This is a genomic window from Sphingomonas sp. NFX23 (assembly GCF_049887795.1).
In the GTDB taxonomy this organism is placed as follows: domain Bacteria; phylum Pseudomonadota; class Alphaproteobacteria; order Sphingomonadales; family Sphingomonadaceae; genus Sphingomonas.
Genome location: NZ_JAGEKH010000007.1, coordinates 226,226 through 246,433, shown reverse-complemented (window position 1 = coordinate 246,433; position 20,208 = coordinate 226,226). Strand labels below are relative to the sequence as shown.

Here is a 20,208-nt window from a genome sequence, read left to right as displayed (position 1 = left end):
CGGCCAAGGTCGTCCTCCGGACTTGGCCGGTCCGCCTCGTGTTCTCTTGTCAATCGAGGAGGGCCGTTACCGCGAAACCGGCTCGGGGTTTCCGCGTTGACGCGACGCCAGGTATCTCCGGAAAGTGACTGGCCGGCCCGTCCTTTGCCAACCGAAGGACGGGCCGTTAGGTTTTGCAGGTAGCCCACCAAAATATGGCAGTAGGTATAAACTTGGGTCAATAGAGCTGCCGCTGTTATGGCGCTATATGGACAGACGCCGGCAGGACGGCCCCCCGTTTACGCTGCCGGCGACCATTGCCCAAACCAACGCAGCCTTAAGGCGTGACTGGTCTCCATTGTTGGGATGATGGCACTGAGCCCATCCGGTTCCTCGTAGCTCCGGATGGGCCCTTTTCTTTTCCAAATACGGTCGCTCGTTGAGATCGAGCAGCCCCACGATCATAGACCTCGACGATTCACGCCAGTATCGGAACGATCATGAACAATCCGCGCGAATGGTTTCAGCCCAAGGTAGTAGGGATCGGCTGGTCCCCCCGAACCTGGGAGGGTTGGGCGATCATTGTTTCCGTGATCGCAATTGGCGCAGTTGTCGGTCGGGTAAACCTCTAATGTGTAATCGCGCCCGGTTCGACGGCGAACCTGAAACCATCACCGAGCGCTTCGGTGCGGAATGGCTTGCCGATAAGCCAATGGACAATCGGTTCGACCCGAAAGAACTACGCCCTTTCAGCCGTGCTTACGTCGTGCGGAACGAAGCCGATCGCCGCGGGCTCGACGTGATGGAATGGGATGTCCTAGCTGGGCAAGCGAAACAGGCTGGCCGCAAAGTTGCGCAGACGAACGTGCGCACGCTGCACCTACCCCAATGGCGATCTCTCGTCAGCGATCCGGCCAATCGCTGCCTGATCCCGCTGACAGAGTTTTGCGAATGGGCCCGCGAACCAACCGACCTCGGTGATGGCAAAAAGCCTATCAAGGGGGAGATGTGGTTTGGAGTGACCGACCAGCCGGTGTTCGCGATCGCGGGTTTCTGGCGGCAGGTCGGCGACCAGCGCTATTTCGCGATGGTCACCTGTGACGCCAACGAACTGGTGGCGCCGATCCATCCCAAGGCGATGATCACGATCCTGCGACCGGATGATCACGAGCGGTGGTTGACCGGCAGCTATGACGACGTCCTGTCGTTGCAGCGCCCATATCCTGCCGACCGAATGACGGTACGAGGGCCTGTGTTTCCGACGCGCACGGTGACGCCTCGGTTGATTTAGACACGGTCAGCCTCGTCCACCTTATGTTTTTGCCAGCCCAGGTTGGGTTGGGTCGACCTCCACCTCCGCGTCGCCGGGTTCGAAGCGGATCGTCCAACGGGGATACCCTTCCGGCGAAACTTCAATGTCTGGCAGGCCGATCGGATCGGTTCCCGTTTCCACCCAGCCGGCACCGTGGCAGCGATCGCATGCCGTTCGCTTGCACCGGAAGCTGACGAGATCGATCTCGGTATTCCACTGTCCACGACCCTTGCAGACCGGGCACATGGCATCCAGGCTGCCGTTGCGAGGTTGGAGGGGCACGACGTCGAACGCGTGGGGGCTGTCGGGTCCGTCGCAGAAAACGATATTGCTGGCGTGGGGCATGCGATCTCATTTCTCAGTTTCGTACTTCAACGCCGTGTTTCGTCGTCCAGGTCCCGTTACGCTGTGAGCTTCCGCCGAAAAATTGGTCTCATCTATCGCCGTCCGAATATTGTTCAGCTTCCGCCCAAGGTGTCAGGGCTAGCCGCTGCCGGAACTCATCAAGGCATTGAGCGCGACGGGTCGGCTCGTCATCGTGCAGGTAGCGCCGCATGTCGGCCTCAAGTCGGGCTACAGCGGCAAAGCTCCCATCGTTGGTCTGCGTTATCATTCCCCGGATCGCTGCGATGTCTTCCTTCAGCTGCTCCTGCTCACCGTGGGTGAATGCATCGCTGTCGACGATCAGCTTGGCCGACATGATTGCCGTCATCATCGGGAAGGCGAAACCTGGACCGAAGTGCATGAGGAAGAGTGCCACGGCCCGACCGGTCTTCGTGACGGGGTAGATGTCCCCATAGCCTGTGGTGGTCGCTGTGGTGAATGCCCACCAGAAAGAGTCCACCGCGTCATACTTACCTTCGGCAATTTCAAATATGATCGCCGACGTAGTGACGGTGACGAAGTAGATTACCGCGACGAGGAGAAACGATCGGCCCATTAGCGATGCAAGTTTCTTCATAGCCCACCCTCGTTGGCGCCCGCCCCCGGACTGCTGCGATGAAGCGTATCGCTGTTCGCGTTGTTGATCCACCAATGTTGTCGACGTGTGCTTGAAGGGAGGCGACTAAAGGGATCACCGCCGCTTCAACCGCGTGGACGGCGCTACACGGTCCCTGATCGCAATGAACACGAAGCAGAGCGTTAGTCGGATGCTGGACGCGTTTCGTCACGCGACTTAATCAGATCGCGCAACTGCTTTTGGAGGCTGCTGCTGCTGAAATGCGATTGGATATGGTCGAAGCCCTCCAGCCTCAACTGCGTGCGAATGTCCGTAATCGACCGCGCTTTACCACTCCGCGCGATCTCGAATGCCCGCTGTATAATCGTCATTGCCAGAAGCTACCATGATCGCTCCTCAAGGAAGACCATTTTCGGGGTATAACAAAAGTTACTTTTCATGGCACCTTTTCTGCTTAACGTATGTTTATGCCTTTATGGAAACCGACCCATTACGCGCCGCCTACGACGCGGGTCTGAAAAGCGGTCTCGAAAAGGGCTTTCCGAGCGCCTGCCCCTTCACGATGCATGAAGCTATGGATCAGCGGTTCGCGTGGCTAAGCGGGTTTAGTGTTGGCAAGATCGTTCGAACGGGAAAAATCCATTCGCCTTAGTCGCTCTCGCATCGCTGCCGCCACGGCATCTCGCCATGGATCGCCTACTCCAGATCAATACCCTGATTGGGTTTGCGCCCTAGGCCCGAACCGTCGGCACCTGAGCAATGTTGGTCGTCCACGCCGGCGAGCGCATCTCCGACCGCATCTTCCATTCGCGCTTGAACCCCTGCGACGCCGTCACGGCCGTCCACGTGCCGAACTTGCCGTTGATCGCGTCGAGAGCGCCCATCAGCCGGTCACGCTTCGATGTGTCTTCCTCGAACAGCGTTCGAGGGCGCTCTTCCTTTGGCAGCAGGTCGTCAAGCATGATGCCGGCCTTCGTGTAGGCGTAGCCGTCGCGCCACGCCTTCTCCGCGCCGCGTCTGGCCGCCGCGATCAGCTCGAGGCTGTCGTTCGTCATCGGGTGCAGCGTCACCATCCGCGACGCGCCGTACTGGGGCCGATCAGGCTTGTGCTTGTTCGTGTGGAAGAACGCAGTCAGTCGGGCCGCGACCAACCCGTGCGATCGCAACTTCTCGCCCGCAAGCAGAGCGTATTGCGACAGCGCGCCCATCATTTGCTCAAAGTCGCAGATCGGCGTTCCGAAGGACCGGGTGACGGCCATCCCCTTCCGCTGCGGCTCGACCGATTCCACGGCATTGGACGGGACGCCTCGGAGTTCGGCCACAAGTCGCTCAAGGACGACCGTTCCGACAGCGCGGGCTTGCTTCATCGGCATGTCGCGCAACGCCCCCGCGGTATGGATCCCCAGGTCGGTCAGCTTGCGCGCAGTCGCACCGCCGACACCCCACACGTCGCCGACCGCGAAGGCGTGCATCACATCGCGCCGCACGGCGTCGTCGCGAAGATCGGCTACGCCGTCGAACTCCGGGTTCTTTTTGGCTGCCGCATTCGCCAGCTTCGCCAGCGTCTTGGTCTCCGCGATGCCGACGCACGTGGGTATCGTTGTCCATAGCTGGACCTGGGCACGCATCGCGTTGGCGTGCGCCACGAGGTCGCGCCCCTCGAAGCCGTCGAGGTCGAGGAATGTCTCGTCGATCGAGTATATCTCGAAGTCGCGGGCGAAGGACTCGCACGCGGCGATCACCCGGCGCTGCATGTCACCGTACAGCGCATAGTTCGACGACCGGACCTGAATGCCGTGTTGTCGCACCTTGTCGCGCAGGTGGTGGATCGGATCGCCCATCTTGATGCCCAGCGCTTTCGCCTCGGCCGATCGCGCAATGGCGCATCCGTCGTTGTTCGACAGCACGATGACGGGCACGCCGACCAGGCTGGCATCGAAGGCGCGCTCGCAGGAGACGTAATAGTTGTTGCAGTCGATCAGGGCGATAGGCGGGCTCATACCATCTTGCGCGCGACGCCGACCACCGTGCCCCATATCTCGACATGCTCGTCGACCAGAATGTCCGCGAACCCTTCGGCCTCAGGAACGAGCCAGTGACGGCCGTCGACATAGCGCAGACGCTTCAGGGTCCGGTCGCCATACACCAGCGCCACGACTATTGCGCCTGCCTTCGGCTTCTTGGCTCGGTTCACGACGATCAGATCACCGTCGTTGATCCCGGCACCGGACATGGACCGGCCATCTACGCGCATGATGTAGCTCGCAGCCGGATGCTCGACGAGCCACGCGCCTAAGTCGATCGGTTCCTGCATGTCGTCCTGCGCGGGCGACGGAAACCCGGCTTGCGTATGGACGAGGAAGAAAGGCACCTCGCACGGCACCAGTTCGAACGGGACGTCGTGGAGCCGCAGCGCGGTATCTCGACGGATCAGCGGGATGACAGCGGGGCGATTCCGGTTCGTCGACGACATACCTATAGGATCGCGGCGAAGAGGAGCTGGTCGTGGTGCGCAGCCAGAACCGACCGTGCGTCCTGCGCAGCGCCGACGGCCTGCCGGTACTCCACAGTTCCGAACCGTTCGGCCTCGTCGAAGCTGAATTGTACGGCATCAACAGGTGGATAGACGTTGTCGTATATCACGCGGGCAGCCGCTCTCAGCCGCAGATCGTGCTGCATTTCTTGCTCCGTCAGTATCGGGTCGCCGGTCGTGGCCTGTCCCTAGCTAGGCGCGATCCCCGCTGATTCGCAAGAACATTGCAAGAACATCAATCTGATGCGATTGGCAGGCCACTGATTCGAGGGACGCGGGAATGACTGATCATGACGAGCCGAAGCCAGCGTTTGGCCAGTGGCTTATGGCGCAGAAAGACCGAAGCGATCTCGTTGGCCAATTGGCGGCCGGCGCGGTCGTCGATAGGCGCTTTCCCCGCAACGGAGATCCGGAGACCGTGCGCAAACATCTCAGCGCCATGCAGGCTGAGGACGACATGTTCGCCGCGGTCGACGACGCCGAGTCCGATTGGTTGTCGGCTTGATGCAGGACGCGTGGCGGCAGGCCTTCGCGCTAATGGCTGATCATGGCCAGATGGGCGCATGCAAGATCGTGGCGTCGGGTATGGAAAAGACGCCACCAGGGCAGCCGGAGCAGTACCGACAGTGGGAGATTTTAGCCGACTGCCTGAACGCTGTAGCAGACGCCAGCCGGACGAAGCACTGATGCGAGTGGTTCGATGATCGCCCTCGCACCTGTGACGACGTTCTCATGCATGGTGACCCGCGTACACGACGGCGACGGACCTTTGTGGTGCTCGAACGGGGTAAAGGTTCGGATTGCCGGCGTCCAGGCGCCGGATTTCGAAAGCGCGTCGCCTTGTCGCGCGGCAGACCCGAGGCGGGTAAACTATAGCTGTGACAACGCGGCTGCCAAACGCAGCCAGCAGATAGTCGAACACCTGGTGCTGCGAAAGACGTTGCGATGTGAGGCGACTGGTAAGAGCTACCGCCGAGTTGTGGCCCGGTGCACGCTGCCGGACGGTCGATCGCTGTCGTGTGCCGCTATCGCTTCAGGGGCAGCCGTGCGGTGGGATCGGTACTGGCGGAAGTATCGCATGGGGGAGTGCAACTGAGATATCTTGCGGCACAGCTGAATGGCGTGCCGCGGAAATCACAGTCCGACGCGTAAGCCCAAAGCGAAGTAGTACGGACCCGCGTTACCCATCAGGCTCAACGTAGGCGCGAGCGGTAATGCGACGGTTCCATACGGGCGAACCTCATCACCGATTCGAATGCCAGCACCGATAGTGGCCGCCAGCGGGATTGAGTAGGTCGCTTCGACACGGCCATATGACTTCACAGAATCCTCAGCAGATCGCCGCGGCGACCTCTCGAAACATAGAGGTCGCCGCCATGCAGGTTGCTTCCGAACCCCTGCTGGATCTGCATCGCCAGCGACGCCATGCCCTTGCGCATGTCCGTCTTGCCGTGGCTATCCAGACCCGTGCCCCGCTCGGAATAGGGATCATGCGTTGAGCTCGCGCAGCGCCGCCATCAGCAAGTTCGCAGATACGCCGCCAGCTGCACGGATCGTCGCACCGCGGAGCTCGATGACCAGCATGTCTGACACGCCGTGGTCGATCTCGGGCGGATCCACATGAACGGCCACGGCCGCAAAGCAAGTCGGCTGCCCAAGCTTGCCGCACAGCTCGCGCCGCCAACGGTAGATCGACGACGGAGAGATGTCGGCATCTCGCGCGATAGCGGCAACTGACGCGCCAGGCACGATGGCTGCCACCACCAGGGCAAGCTTGCGCTCATCGCTCCAACGGCGACGCCGCTCAACGCCGGACAGTACAGTGATCTGGGTCATCGCCACGTCTCTAGCCACGATGCAAACCACGGTGCTTGCACTGTGGCTAACATTTCAGCTCAGACCATCACCCGCCATACCTCTCGCCGGATGAAGACGTATCGTTGGGCCTTCGATCTACTGCACACCTGGAACTAGCTCTGGCTGGTTGAGCGTCGCTCATCCAGCGGCAACCATCGCACTATCGCCACTTGTTTGGGCTTAATCAGGTAACAGTATTGCGGTTACAATGACGTACGGCTGTTGGCTGCCGACGCGCGCATATGACGCGTGATTTCCAGTCTGATACACCAGATTGTCTAGATTTAGCTTAGGTTATCTGGCGTCGCTCCAAAGGATAGTGCTTCTGCTGAACCAACTTCCTGCTCACCCGCGAACAATCGATCCAGCCGGCTCTTTACCTCGCTTCGATATTGCGGCGATGTCAGCGTCCGGGGCGCAGCCACCGCTACTTCATCCGCGATGGCATCCTTAATTCGTTCAACTGCAGCTTCGTCGAGCACGTTTGCACGCCGTAGCTCTACACAAAGCTGTACCAGTCCGACTGCTGTTGCCTGCGCTCGAAGGCCTACGTTCGTAATATCGAAATGTAGCTTCTTGTGCTTTTCGTATGGCATAGTCTGCCACTCCTTCCTGAGTGAACTATATCACTGGAATCGGATGTAGGCTACAATTGAACACGTTTTGTTCTCGAATTGTGCGTCGTCAGCCACCATCGTTAGCCCTTCAAGGCGTTCCGTTTTGACGCCGGCTTTCGTCAGACTGGGTATACCCTGGATGGAGTTTGAAATCAGGCTGTTCAATCAGGGTTACCTTATTAGGTGAACATGTCCTTTTGGGCCCCCTGCAGATACCAACGTAAACAGCGAACGATTGGAAGGGGGGCGTCCTGCCCCTTTCTGTGGCTTTACAACGTGATGGCGTACCCGCAGCGAGCTATTACCAGGCTCCTTGCGGCTTGATCTATATCTGGAACTCTAGTGTCGTTTCGCAGTTGATATAAACCGGACTGTGAGCTCGGCGCGCCCGGGACACGCCTTGGCGCTTTTGCGTCAGGAGAGATGTCTTGAAATCAATCGTCACCCTGGCGGCTCTTGCCGCCATGCTTCCGCTAGCCGCCTGCAACAAAAGCCCCTCAGACAAGCTTGCCGATCGCGTCGAGAATGCAGCGGATACCCGTGCCGATGCCATGGAAGCGAATGCCGAAGATTTGCGCAATCAGGCAGCTCAGCTCGATAATCGTGCCGACAAGGCACGCAAGGTCGGCGACTCCCGCTCCGACGCCATTGAAGCAGCCGATATGAACGTTGCCGGCATGAGCCAGGAACAGCGCGACGCCATTGTCGCCAATCAGGCCGCTGCTGTCCGTTGATTTTTCTGCCGGCCGCTAGTCGGCCGGGCATATGTCGAAAGCCTTGCCTCATGAACGCCGGCTTTCGCCGTCTGACCGATTACCTCGGTTCAAGCTACTGGTTCGTCCCCACCGTCATGGCCATCGCCGCAGTACTGCTGGCAGGTGGTATGGTGGCGTTGGACTCGAAGGTCGGCTCGTCCTGGATGGACGGCTATGTCTGGCTGTACGCCTCGCGACCGGATGGCGCGCGGCAGGTGCTGTCGTCGGTCGGCGGGTCGATGATTACCGTGGCCGGTACGGTGTTCTCCGTCACGATCGCCGCGGTCGTGTATGCATCCGGCCAATATGGTCCCCGCCTACTGACCAACTTCATGCGCGACCGTGGCAACCAGGTGACGCTTGGCACCTTCATCGCGACGTTCCTGTATTGCCTACTGGTGCTGCGCACGATCCACTCGGCGGAAGAGTCAGGTGGATACGGCTTCGTTCCCAATCTGGCGCTACTGGTCGGCGTGCTACTGGCGCTCTGCTCGATCGCGGTGCTGATCTACTTCATCCACCACGTGCCCAGCAAAATTCACATCAATAGCGTGATCGAGGACGTCGGCGACCGCTTGCTGCGCGACATTGACGATCGTTTCCCCCGCTTCGTCGGCAGTTCGCCCGACGATCATGCAGCGACGGCCACCGATATTCCTGCCACTTTCCGGGACGATGCCAGCGAGACCGTCGGGAGGCAGCGTCGGATCGTTACCGCCGGGGATACCGGCTACATCCAGTTTCTCGACGACGAGGCAGTCCTGCGCCTGGCATCCAGGCATGATCTCGTTCTTCGCCTTCAGTACCAGCCCGGTGACTTCGTCCATGTTGGCCGCGCCCTGATCGAGGTCTGGCCACCGGAGCGGTGCGACGACGCCTGTGCCAATGACTTACGCGAGGCATTCGCCGTCGGCTCGCGCCGTTCGGCGTTGCAGGACCTGCGCTTCCTCGTCGACGAACTGGTCGAGATCGCGGCCCGGGCATTATCGCCTGGGGTCAACGATCCCTTCACGGCGGTCACCTGCCTTGACTGGCTGAGCGCTGCCATGTCCGACCTGGCCGGCCGATCGCTGCCGTCACACCTTCGGGTCGACGACGAAGGCTCCCTTCGCGTCATCGCCCATCCCACCACCTTCGCTTCGCTTATGGACCGGTCGTTCGGCGCGCTGGCGCAGTATTGTGCGGCCGACATGGTAGCGAGCCTGCGCTACCTCAACGCACTAGGCGAGGTATCGCTCGACTGTGACGAGCCCGATCGGCTGACGACGATCTGCCTTTATGCCGACAGGCTGGAGGAACTGGCGGGTGAGGCGCTGAAGGGCTTCAACCTGACCCGGGTTCGGACCCGCACGGCTGAGTTGCGGACCGCGCTCGACCAACCCGACTATAAGCGTCGCCTGCGCGACGGCACCGCCTGGCTTGCCGGCACGGCCTGAGGAAAAGCATGATGAATACTCCCTCGGCGAAGGCCATCCATCCGTCCGAAATTTGGACGACCGTCAACGGCATGGTCAACGGCTTCCTCGCCATGCTGCCGTTGCTGCTTGCGGGGCTGATCGTCTTCCTGATCTTCTGGGGCCTTGCATCGGGCGTTCGCCGCGGCGTCGAGGCGTTCGCAGCCAAGCGCTCCGAGTTTCCGAGCGCCGGCATGGCGTTCGGACGGCTGGCCTATATCGCGCTCATGCTGCTCGGTGCGCTGATCGCGGCAACCGTCGCCTTCCCGTCGGTCACGCCAGCAAAGCTGTTCTCAGCCCTCGGGATTGGTGGCGTCGCGATCGGCTTTGCCTTCAAGGACATCTTCCAGAACCTGCTCGCCGGTATTCTGCTTCTCATTCGTCACCCGTTCCGCGCCGGAGACGAGATCACCACCGGGGGCGGCTTCACCGGAACGGTGGAATCGATCGAAACCCGCGCCACTTACATCCGCACCTATGACGGCCAGCGGGTGATCGTGCCCAACAGCGTCATTTATACCGAAACGGTGACCGTCATCACCGCCTACGACCTGCTGCGCAGCGAGTATGACGTCGGCATCGGCTACGGCGACGACGTCACCACCGCACGACGGATTGCCCTGGAAGCGATCAAGGGCGTCGACGGCGTGCTCGCCGAACCTGCCCCTGATGTGCTGCTGTGGGATCTGGCCGGATCGTCCAAAAACCTGAGGGTGCGCTGGTGGACCAAGCCCAAGCGTTCCGGTGTCGTGCAGGTTCGTGACAGGGTTCTGCAAGCGGTGTCTGAGGCGCTGGTCGGCGCCGGAATAGATCTGCCGTTCCCCACCACTCAGGTACTGTTCCACGACCAGACCGAGGCGAGCGACGGCGATCGTCGCCGCCAGCGCGAAGGCTGGCCGGCGGGTGACACCGTTCCCGAGCCGCGCCACATCAACGCGCTGACCATCGTCCGTAGCGACCCGAAGGATTAACCGACCGTGCTGACCCCGTTCGACGCAGCGGCGATCCTGATCGTACTCGCCGCGGTGCTCGGCTACTTCAACCACCGTGTCCTGAAGCTGCCCTCGTCGATCGGCTTGACGATCATGGGCGCAGTCGCCTCGCTGCTCGTCGTCGGCATCGATCGGTTATTACCCGGTAGCCAAGTGGGCGAACAGGTAGTCGGCTTCATCGCCGGCATCGACTTCCACACGACGCTGATGGACGGCATGCTGTCGTTCCTGCTGTTCGCCGGCGCGCTGCATGTGAAGTGGGACGATATGCGCCGCGGGCGTTGGCCGATCGTCGTGCTCAGCACCGTTGGCGTCCTCCTCTCGACCCTCATCATTGGCGGTGGCTTTCACCTGATCGCTGGTTGGCTCGGCCTTGCTATGCCGCTGATCTGGTGTCTCGTCTTCGGCGCGCTCATCAGCCCGACGGACCCCGTCGCCGTCATGGGCATCCTCGGTCGGGCGGAGGTTTCGCCGACACTGAAAGCGACGGTGGCCGGTGAAAGCCTGTTCAACGACGGGGTCGGGGTGGTCGTCTTCGCTATCCTGCTCGAAGCAGCCCTGGGCACTGAACCGCTGTCGCTCGGTCACGGTGCGGCACTGTTCCTTCAGGAAGCGGGCGGAGGCGTGCTTCTGGGGTTGGCGGCAGGCTGGATCGGCTACCGGGCGATGCGGTCGATTGACGAGTACAATGTTGAGGTGATGATCTCGCTGGCGGTGGTTATGGGGGGCTATGCGCTTGCCGCGCAGCTCCACATCAGCGGTCCAGTCGCCATGGCCGTCGCCGGGCTGCTGATCGGCAACAAGGGCGTTGCCGATGCGATGAGCGACATCACACGCGATTATCTGCTGAAGTTTTGGGCGTTGATCGATGACATCCTCAACGCTGTCCTGTTCCTGCTCATTGGTCTCGAGGTCGTGACCATCCCCTGGGACCCGCGGCTTATCGCACTCGGTCTAGCCGCTGTACCGCTGGTGCTGCTCGCCCGCGGGATTGCGGTCGTCACGCCGCTTGCCGTCCTGCGGCCGATCCTATCGCTCGGACGGCTCGCACCGCTGACCCTCATCTGGGGCGGCCTGCGCGGTGGTATCTCGGTTGCGCTGGCCCTTGGCCTGCCGGACGGACCAGCGCGGTCTATCGCGCTTGCGGCTACCTACATCGTCGTGCTGTTCTCGGTAATCGTGCAGGGCGGCACCATCGAGCGTGTGCTTGACCGCGCCAAAGCTCGCGGCAGGGCGTAATGGATCCGAGGCGGTGCGGATGGTCAGCTACATCGCAGCCTCAGGTATTTGCAAGGACAGCGGTGCAAAGTGAGCCTAGGCCGCTCAATCTATGTCAGTGGCGCATTGTTACATTTCGAGCAGGTGAGTTGGAATGACGGAAGCGGCGGGTAACAGCACCCGATATCAAGCGATTTTCGAGAGCGCTGTTGATTTCGCGATTATCGGCCTTGGTACTGATGGCCTGATCACCGATTGGAACAGCGGTGCCGAACGGACCTTCGGGTGGACGGCAGAAGAGATCTCCGGTCAGCCCGCAGACCGCTTTTTCACGCCGGAAGATCAAGCCGCTGACCGTGCGGGTGTCGAGATGCGTTGCTCGCTGGCTGAAGGGCGCGCAACCGATGAACGCTGGCACCTGAAGAAGGATGGCTCGCGGTTCTGGGCCAATGGCAAGATGATGCCGTTGCGATCCGAGGATGGGTCCCATATCGGCTATGTGAAGATTCTCCGTGATCGCACCGCGCAACGTCGGATCGCCGAGGAAGCCCGCCTCGATGCCGAGTTTCTCCGGGGCGTTCTTGCGTCGTCGGACGACTGCATCAAGGTTCTCGATCTGAATGGCGATCTCTTATCGATGACCGAGGGCGGCATGAAGGTCATGGAGGTCGTTGATTTTGAGGCGATCCGTGGCTGTGCCTGGACCAGCTTCTGGACCGATCAGGGCAACGCCGACGCAAAAGTTGCGGTCGAGACCGCGCGCAGCGGGGGAACCGCACACTTCCGTGGTCCAGCGACAACCATGGCCGGTACGCCGAAATGGTGGGACGTAAAGGTTACGCCGATCCTCGGCCTCGACGGTAAACCGGAAAAGCTGCTCGCCGTCTCTCGTGATGTCTCAGTTCAGCGCCGCGGGGAGGTCAATCGGGATGCGCTGCTAGAGCTTGGTGATCGGTTGCGTGACTGCACCTCGACCTCTGAGATCACCTATGCGGCGGGCGAAGTCCTTGGACGCACACTGGACGTCGATCGGGTGGGTTACGGTGAGGTTGAACCGACGACGGATACGTTAGTTATTGAGCGTGACTGGACAGTACCTGACGTTGCGTCGGTCCAGGGCGTCGTCCGCTTCCGTGACTACGGATCATACATCGAAGATCTGAAACGTGGCCGAGACGTGGTCATCGACGGTTTAGCTGCCGACCGCCGCACGAATGCCGAAGCGCTTCGAGAAGCGGCAGCAACTGCCTTAGTCAATATACCCGTTATGGAACGCGGCACGCTGGCGGCGATCCTGTTCGTCAATCAGCGGGACGCCCGCACTTGGACGGGGGCGGAGATTGCCTTCATCCGCGAGGTTGCAGATCGGACGCAGGTAGCGATCCAACGGCACAAGGCGGAAGCCAGATTGAACGACCTCGCTATTTCGCTTGAAGAGCAGGTGGAGCAGCGCACCGCCGATCGGAACCGTCTTTGGACGCTATCGAGAGACGTCATGCTCGTGGCGGGCTTCGATGGGGTGATCAGCGCGGTCAACCCGGCCTGGATGACGACCCTCGGCTGGTCCGAACAGGAACTGCTGACGCGTAACTTCCTCGACCTCGTCCATCCCGATGACCTGATTGCCACGCAGAATGCTGCCGGCTCTCTGTCGGAAGGTAGTGTCATCGGTCGGTTCGATAACCGATATCGTCACAAGGACGGTAGCTATCGGACACTGACGTGGACGGCCGCGCCTGGAGACGGACTGATCATCGCTGTCGCCCGAGATATCACGGCGGAAAAGGATCAGGCCGAGGCACTACGCCAAGCCGAGGAAGCTCTTAGACAAGCCCAGAAGATGGAAGCGGTGGGTCAGCTTACCGGCGGTCTGGCACACGACTTCAACAACCTGCTGACCGGCATGATGGGCAACCTTGAACTGCTACAGGTTCGTGTTGCGCGTGGTCGCCTGGAGGATATCGACCGCTTCATCAATTCAGCACAGGGTGCGGGTCGCCGGGCTGCTGCACTAACCCAGCGACTGCTCGCGTTCTCAAGGCGCCAGACTCTCGATCCCAAGCCGACCGATGTAAATCGGCTGATTACGGGCTTCGAGGAGATGCTGGCCCGCACTGTTGGAGCCACCGTCGATATCGAGGTTGTCGGCGCAGTCGGCCTTTGGCCGACCGAGATCGATGCAGGCCAGCTTGAGAATGCGATCTTGAACCTGTGCATCAACGGTCGTGACGCCATGCCGGATGGCGGCAGGCTCACGATTGAAACCGCGAATAAGTGGTTCGACGATCGTGCAGGGCAAGATCATGAGCTTCCCCCAGGTCAGTATATTTCCGTCTGCGTGACGGACAGCGGCACGGGTATGGCACCCGAACTGATTCAGCGGGTATTTGAGCCTTTCTTCACGACCAAGCCCATCGGGCAAGGCACAGGGCTCGGCCTATCGATGATCTACGGCTTCGCACGCCAATCCGGTGGCCATGTTCGCATCTATTCCGAGGTCGGCCAAGGGACGACCGTCTGCATTTATCTGCCCCGCTATCACGGCGATATCGTGGATGATGTTGCTGAAACTCAGCGCATCCCAGCTGAAGCTGCAGGCGGACAGACAGTCTTGGTGGTGGATGACGAAGCCACGATCCGTCATCTGATCGACGAGGTATTGGAAGAGCAGGGCTACACCGTGATTGGTGCGGCGGATGGAGCGGCAGGCCTTAAAGTCTTGCAGTCCGGTGGTCGTATCGAGCTGCTTATCACCGACGTTGGTCTACCGAACGGCATGAACGGTAGACAGGTAGCCGATCATGCTCGCGCCCTTCAGCCCGGCCTGAAGGTGCTGTTCATTACCGGGTTTGCAGATAACGCTGCGGTTGGGAACGGCCACCTTGAGCCGGGTATGGAATTGCTCACCAAGCCGTTCACGCTTGAAGCGTTGACGAGCAAAGTTGCTGCGATGACAAAAGCAGCATCCTGAACGAGAACGCAAGTTTGTCGCTGAAACCCTGCGTTTTGGGAATACCGGCGGCTTCCGCTTTGATGCAGCGTCAGACACGGGCAGCGGTATGGAGCGGAATGATCCCTGCCGCACCACCGCGGCACGATACTCAGCGACTGCTGGCCCCGGCTGCTGATAGCTGACAACGGCTTCCTAGTAATTGTTGTCTTAGCAGCAATCATCGGGATTTGGCCGCAATAACCGGCGTGATGATCGCCATCTTACGGATTCTGCGCGCATGACAACACCGCAACTGATGTCGATCAGCCTACTGATCGGCATGATGGGCCTCTTTCTCTGGGGCCGTTTTCGCTATGATGTCACAGCCATCATCGCCCTGCTCGGCGGGCTGTCGCTGGGGTTGGTGAAGCCCAAAGAGGCGTTTACCGGCTTTTCCGATGACATCGTTATCATCGTTGGATCAGCGCTGGTGATCTCATCGGCAATGCAGCGTTCCGGGCTAATCGAGAGCGCGCTCGGGATACTGGCGCGGCGCGTGACCCGCGTCCGGTCGCAACTCGTGGTGCTGACCGCGGCAGTCGGGGTATCGTCCGGGCTGGTCAAGAACGTCGGTGCCTTAGCGATGCTGATGCCGGCAGCCGTTCAGACGGCTAAGAAATCGGACACTAGCCCTTCGGTGTTCCTGATGCCGATGTCGTTCGCTTCGCTGCTCGGCGGGTTGATGACACTCGTTGGTACGTCGCCGAATATCATTGTCAGCAGAGTACGAGAGCAGATGACCGGCAAGCCGTTCGGCATGTTCGATTATCTGCCAACGGGGCTGGGCCTGCTTGTGGTCGGCCTCATTTTTCTGCGTTTCGGCTACCGCCTCCTGCCCAGGGAACGCCGCGCAGCACCGACCATGGGCGAAGCTCTCAACATCACGGACTATGTCACTGAGGCGACCATCGAAGACGGATCGCCCGCCGTCGGCGAAACGGTTGAGTCCTTCATCGACCGCCATGATCATGAGGTGACGATCGCCAATGTTGTCCGTGACAATATGCGCACGAGCATTACGGCTGAGTTCCTTCTGGCTGCGGGCGACACGCTGATCTTGGGCGGTGACCCGGATACGCTCGAGCGTGTTATTGCGGGTGACTACCTAGCACTTGCCGGACAGCATCGTGACCTACCGGAAGGCAGCGAAGATGATGAGGTCGGCGTCATTGAGGCGGTCATTACCACCGGCTCTGTGCTAGTCCGCCAGTCCGCCGGACGACTGCGGCTTCAGCAACGCTATGGCGTCAACCTCATCGCGGTATCGCGCGCCGGCAAACGGCTGACCAAGCAGCTCAGCGAGACCGTCCTGCGCGCTGGCGATGTCATCGTTCTTCAAGGACCCCTCACACTCTTGCCAGAACGCATGCGTGACCTTGGTACGTTGCCGCTGGCAGAGCGCGCCCTGCGTCTGGGGAGTTCGAAGCGTCGCTTCCTACCACTTATCATCCTCGCGGTTGCAATGACCGTAACCGCGACCGGCTATGTGCCTGTGGCAGTCGCCTTCTTTGCCGCTGCCGGTTTGATGATGGCGACCGGCGCGCTACCGCTGCGCGAGGCTTACGATGGCGTCGAATGGCCAATTCTCATCATGCTGGGCGCGCTCATTCCGGTTAGCGAAACCCTGCGCAGCACCGGCGCGTCCGATGTACTCGCGACCTCGCTTGCCCATCTGGCTGCCTCCTTGCCGCCATGGGGCGCGGTCGCCCTGATCCTCGTAGCGGCGATGGCTGTGACGCCGTTTCTCAACAATGCCGCGACGGTCTTGGTGATGGCGCCAATCGCGGCGGTGTTCGCGCACGACCTCGGATATCGCCCCGAAGCGTTCCTGATAGCGACCGCCATCGGGGCAGGATGCGATTTCCTGACGCCGATTGGGCATCAGTGTAATACCCTGGTTTTTGGTCCTGGGGGTTACCGCTTCAGTGATTACGCCCGGCTGGGCGCGCCACTATCTGTTCTGGTGGTTTTGGTTGGTACGCCTCTGGTGATGTGGACTTGGCCACTGCACTGATCGCCGGGAACTGTTGATGGGCAGTATGGCCAAACCGCAGGCGCGTTCCGGGATACTGAATGGGCGTCCGTGGCAGGGAAGCCCGGAAGGTTGTGGCACCGCAGATGTAGCAGGCGTAGGCGGTTTCATGCGTTTCCTCCGCTCGCCGGCAGCCATGCCCGTTCTCATCGCCCTGCTGCTTGCAACAATCACGACAGCTGGATTGGCGGCGTCGTGGACGCTGTCGATTGTGATGTGGCCTTCCAGTGCGGTTCTTGCCGCAGCCTTGTTTGCGACCTTGATGCAGGACCCCGACTGACATGGCTTCAGCGCCACTGATCGATAGCACAGCGGGTCCACCTGGCTCTGGTCGGGTAGCGCCATCGTGGCTCCGTAAAGCTTTCCGATCCAGCGAAGCTGCACTCATCGTGCTGGCCATCATGATCGGCAGTGCAGCCGGATTGCTCAGTGTCGTCCAGGGCACGCTCGCACAGACGATGCAGCATCTGCTTTATGCCTTGTCGCCGGATCAAAGGCTGAGTGCGGCCACGACGATCCCTTACCTCGCTCTACTTGCCCTGCCGGCTGGTGGAGCCGTCCTCGCACTCTTCTCCTGGGTTACTCATGCTCGCCGGCGCCGGATGGTCGACGCTGTGGAGGCGAACGCCCTTCATGGTGGTCGCATGTCGTGGTCCGACAGCCTCGTTATCTCCGGGCAAACGATCCTTTCCAACGGCTTCGGTGCGTCTGTGGGGCTTGAGGCGGCGTATGCGCAGTTGGGAGGGCTCGTCGCCTCGCTCAGCGGCAACTGGTTTGCGTTACGCAGGTCCGATCTGCGCATCTTGGTCGGCGCCGGAACGGGCGCCGCCATCGCAGGTGCATTCGGGGCTCCATTAGCTGGGGCCTTCTATGCCTTCGAGATCGTAATCGGGGCCTATACGATATCAGCGCTGGCACCTGTCGCTGCGGCGTGCCTGGCGAGTGTCCTTGTGGCGCAGGCGTTTGGTGCTCAGCCGTATCTGGTTGCGGCTAATGCAGGTGAACAGATCGAGACGTTCCACTACCTTGTCTATGCCGGGCTTGGGGCCTGCGCCGCTGGCGCTGGGATACTGCTGATGCGGGCTGTCGCAGAGATGGAAGCAGCGACACGCAAGCTGCCGATACCCTCAATTTGCCGGCCGATATTGGGCGGGCTGCTGCTCATCCCTCTCGCGATGCTCACGCCACAAATCCTCTCTGCTGGTCACGGCGCCCTCCACCTCAATCTTGAAGCCGACGTATCGCTGCGCTTTCTCGCCGCTATCTTCGTCGTGAAGTGCGCGGCATCCATCATCTCACTTGGCTTTGGTTTCCGCGGTGGCCTGTTCTTCGCATCCTTGTTCTTGGGCAGCCTACTGGGTCACCTGTTTGCGGGGTCACTCGAATGGATGGTCGGATCGCCGGTGATCGACCCGCACAATGCGGCCCTGGTGGGGATGGCCGCATTAGCGGTCGCCGTGGTTGGGGGGCCGATGACAATGGCGATGCTAGTCCTTGAGGCGACCCACGACTTCTCCCTCGCCGGCGCGGCCATTGCGGCATCGCTGGTCTCGTCCACCATCGTCCGCGAGCTTTTCGGCTATTCCTTCTCAACGTGGCGCCTGCATCTCCGGGGCGAAACCATTAAAAGCGCCCGAGATGTCGGCTGGGTCAGGACGCTTACGGCAGGCAAGATGATGCGACGTGTCGAACGGGCTACGCCGTGCAACACGACGATTGCCGAGTTTCGTCGGGCGTTCCCGCTTGGTTCCACTAGTCGGGTCCTGCTCGTCGATGACCACGAAAATTATGGCGGTATCGTACAGACTGCCAGTGCATTTGCCGAAGAGGTCGATCAGAAGGCAGCGATCGGGTCGCTGGCGATCCACACGGGTCTCGCCCTTACGCCGGATGCCGACATCAGAAGCGTCATGACTACGTTCGATACCGAAGGGGCGGACGAACTGGCGGTAGTTGGGAGTGACGGTGCGGTTCTCGGCATCCTCTCCGAGAGCTACGCGCGACGCCGCTACGCAGAGGAACTGGACAAGGCGCAACGTGAGCTATTTGGCGAGAGCTGACCCCGGCTTAGGCACGTACCATGTTCCCTCGACAAATTCGGCGTTTAGCTGACGTTTCCGCAGTTACTACAGCGGCAAGCCGGGTGAGATGCGGGTCGAACTCGCCCCCCCCCAGTTTCGCTATGCACAGAGTTGGCTAAAAGACCCTGAAAGGGAAGTTACATTGCCATTTGTTTTACTGTGTCGTCGCGTTGGTATAATTTCATGTCTATCTGTTGTTGAAGCGTGTGTTCCGGCAGGGCGGCACCCTGTAGCGCCCGTATCCCTGCCGATCACGGTACAGACCACCACACCCGCCCGAACACTGCCCAGGCCTGTGCAAACGCGAGCCCAACCATCAGCCAACTTGCTCAACGCGGTACAGGCGCTCGGCGCAAGTTTCAAAGGTGACGTTGGCATCAGTGTCCGCGACATTGACGAGGGGTGGGTTGTTGCCTGGGAGGGCAACAACCCTCGTCCCCAGCAGAGCGTGAGCAAGTTTTGGGTTGCGATCGCAGTTATGAACGCGGTGGATCGGGGTCACTTATCGCTGACCGATCCAGTAACCGTTACACGATCCGACCTTACTGTATTTCATCAGCCTATCCGGGCATTTGTTGGCAAAGACGGCTACAGGACAACGATCGGTGACTTGCTTCGCGGGGCAATGACTCGCAGCGACAACACTTGCAACGATGTGCTACTTTGGCGCATCGGTGGACCTGCCGCAATCAACCGCATGTTGGACGAGAAGGGGATTGCAGGCGTCGGGTTCGGCCCTGGAGAAAGGCAGTTGCAGGCGCGTACCGCCGGACTGGAATGGCGACCGGAGTGGGCTGGAGGTTGGGGATTCCTGCAAGCCCGTGCAGCTATGACCTACGAAGCGCGCGACAAGGCGTTGCGCCGCTATCTGTCTGATCCGCTCGACGGTGCATCTGCCAATGGCGTGACGCTAGGGCTATCTCTACTGGCTCAAGGCAAACTCTTGAGCGCTCAATCGACCACCTCGTTACTAACGCTCATGCGGTCCAGCAAGACCGGTCCTCTGCGCTTGAAGTCGGGCCTCCGTCCTGGTTGGACGCTCGCGCACAAGACAGGGACGGGTCAGGATCTGGGCACTCTCTCGACCGGCTACAACGACGTGGGTTTGCTCGTTGCCCCCGACGGGCATCGCTATGCGGTCGCCGTCATGATCGCCAGCACGCGCCAACCCATACCGGTGCGGATGCGGCTCATGGGCAATGTCACGCGCGCGATTGTGGCAAATCGCTAATCGATAATCGCTCAATGTCCGCAGCCTGGAGGTGCGTTATTGTGTGGGCTCAGACCAAATGCTTATACATTCGCGCCTTTTTCTGATGCTACGTTAATTAATACCCGGCTGAAGTAAAGGATGTATTTTAAGAGACTACGCCTAGCTTGACTAGTGCTAAGATGAACTAGCCGATTTAGAGTTTACGATGTCAC

Annotated in this window: 19 protein-coding genes and 1 pseudogene; 12 read left to right on the top strand and 8 right to left on the bottom strand. The window is 60.6% G+C overall.

From position 1 onward, the window contains the following. The first annotated feature begins 418 nt into the window (after positions 1-418). Positions 419-1,270 (top strand): SOS response-associated peptidase, encoded by an 852-nt coding sequence (locus tag J4O76_RS19700; protein ID WP_426283753.1) that lies wholly within the window; start codon positions 419-421, stop codon positions 1,268-1,270. A gap of 21 nt (positions 1,271-1,291) precedes the next feature. On the opposite strand, the gene J4O76_RS19695 is transcribed toward J4O76_RS19700, so the two are convergent. The 5 genes from J4O76_RS19695 to J4O76_RS19675 form a co-directional block, all read right to left on the bottom strand. Then, positions 1,292-1,636, bottom strand: a complete 345-nt coding sequence (locus J4O76_RS19695; RefSeq protein ID WP_426283752.1) for a hypothetical protein — start codon at positions 1,634-1,636, stop codon at positions 1,292-1,294. Positions 1,637-1,724: 88 nt separating this feature from the next. After that, entirely contained in the window at positions 1,725-2,252 is a 528-nt protein-coding gene (locus J4O76_RS19690; protein WP_426283750.1) for an ion channel, read from the bottom strand. Between the two features lie 731 nt (positions 2,253-2,983). Further along, positions 2,984-4,252 carry a Y-family DNA polymerase gene (locus J4O76_RS19685; protein ID WP_426283748.1) on the bottom strand — a complete coding sequence of 423 codons (1,269 nt, stop codon included), beginning with the start codon at positions 4,250-4,252 and terminating at the stop codon, positions 2,984-2,986. After that, positions 4,249-4,725 carry a LexA family protein gene (locus J4O76_RS19680; RefSeq protein ID WP_426283747.1) on the bottom strand — a complete coding sequence of 159 codons (477 nt, stop codon included), beginning with the start codon at positions 4,723-4,725 and terminating at the stop codon, positions 4,249-4,251. The genes J4O76_RS19685 and J4O76_RS19680 overlap by 4 nt, the downstream gene beginning before the upstream one ends. Positions 4,726-4,727: 2 nt before the next feature. Beyond that, positions 4,728-4,931, bottom strand: coding sequence for a hypothetical protein (locus tag J4O76_RS19675; protein ID WP_056063171.1), 204 nt, complete (start codon positions 4,929-4,931; stop codon positions 4,728-4,730). A gap of 134 nt (positions 4,932-5,065) precedes the next feature. Between J4O76_RS19675 and J4O76_RS19670 the strand changes: the two genes are divergently transcribed. Further along, on the top strand, positions 5,066-5,290 hold the full coding sequence (locus J4O76_RS19670) for a YozE family protein (protein ID WP_426283746.1): 225 nt from the start codon (positions 5,066-5,068) through the stop codon (positions 5,288-5,290). Between the two features lie 814 nt (positions 5,291-6,104). Here J4O76_RS19670 and tnpB read toward each other — a convergent pair. The 3 genes from tnpB to J4O76_RS19655 form a co-directional block, all read right to left on the bottom strand. Continuing rightward, entirely contained in the window at positions 6,105-6,224 is a 120-nt protein-coding gene (tnpB, locus tag J4O76_RS19665) for an IS66 family insertion sequence element accessory protein TnpB (protein WP_426283745.1), read from the bottom strand. A 49-nt stretch (positions 6,225-6,273) separates the two neighbouring features. Next, positions 6,274-6,621 (bottom strand): transposase, encoded by a 348-nt coding sequence (locus J4O76_RS19660; protein WP_426283744.1) that lies wholly within the window; start codon positions 6,619-6,621, stop codon positions 6,274-6,276. Between the two features lie 305 nt (positions 6,622-6,926). Beyond that, the gene (locus J4O76_RS19655; protein WP_426283743.1) at positions 6,927-7,238 is read right to left on the bottom strand and encodes a hypothetical protein; all 312 of its coding nucleotides are present in this window, start codon (positions 7,236-7,238) and stop codon (positions 6,927-6,929) included. A 449-nt stretch (positions 7,239-7,687) separates the two neighbouring features. Between J4O76_RS19655 and J4O76_RS19650 the strand changes: the two genes are divergently transcribed. From J4O76_RS19650 to J4O76_RS19605, 10 genes and pseudogenes are all read left to right on the top strand, one after another. Continuing rightward, complete coding sequence (locus J4O76_RS19650; protein ID WP_426283742.1) at positions 7,688-7,993, top strand: hypothetical protein; 306 nt, start codon at positions 7,688-7,690, stop codon at positions 7,991-7,993. 50 nt (positions 7,994-8,043) lie between these two features. Next, positions 8,044-9,450: a DUF2254 domain-containing protein gene (locus J4O76_RS19645; protein WP_426283741.1), complete on the top strand. Its 1,407-nt coding sequence runs from the start codon at positions 8,044-8,046 to the stop codon at positions 9,448-9,450. Positions 9,451-9,458: 8 nt separating this feature from the next. Next, positions 9,459-10,439, top strand: a complete 981-nt coding sequence (locus J4O76_RS19640; protein WP_426283740.1) for a mechanosensitive ion channel family protein — start codon at positions 9,459-9,461, stop codon at positions 10,437-10,439. Between the two features lie 6 nt (positions 10,440-10,445). Next, complete coding sequence (locus J4O76_RS19635; RefSeq protein ID WP_426283739.1) at positions 10,446-11,699, top strand: cation:proton antiporter; 1,254 nt, start codon at positions 10,446-10,448, stop codon at positions 11,697-11,699. Between the two features lie 133 nt (positions 11,700-11,832). Beyond that, positions 11,833-12,579, top strand: a pseudogene (locus J4O76_RS19630) (PAS domain-containing protein); the annotation flags it as partial. A 54-nt stretch (positions 12,580-12,633) separates the two neighbouring features. Further along, entirely contained in the window at positions 12,634-14,649 is a 2,016-nt protein-coding gene (locus J4O76_RS19625) for an ATP-binding protein (RefSeq protein ID WP_426283787.1), read from the top strand. Positions 14,650-14,908: 259 nt separating this feature from the next. Further along, a complete protein-coding gene (locus J4O76_RS19620) occupies positions 14,909-16,684 on the top strand; it encodes an SLC13 family permease (RefSeq protein ID WP_426283738.1) in 1,776 nt (591 codons plus the stop codon). Positions 16,685-16,811: 127 nt separating this feature from the next. Then, the gene (locus J4O76_RS19615; protein ID WP_426283737.1) at positions 16,812-16,982 is read left to right on the top strand and encodes a hypothetical protein; all 171 of its coding nucleotides are present in this window, start codon (positions 16,812-16,814) and stop codon (positions 16,980-16,982) included. A gap of 121 nt (positions 16,983-17,103) precedes the next feature. Next, entirely contained in the window at positions 17,104-18,762 is a 1,659-nt protein-coding gene (locus J4O76_RS19610) for a chloride channel protein (RefSeq protein ID WP_426283786.1), read from the top strand. A gap of 346 nt (positions 18,763-19,108) precedes the next feature. Then, on the top strand, positions 19,109-20,014 hold the full coding sequence (locus J4O76_RS19605) for a serine hydrolase (RefSeq protein WP_426283736.1): 906 nt from the start codon (positions 19,109-19,111) through the stop codon (positions 20,012-20,014). Positions 20,015-20,208 lie beyond the last annotated feature (194 nt).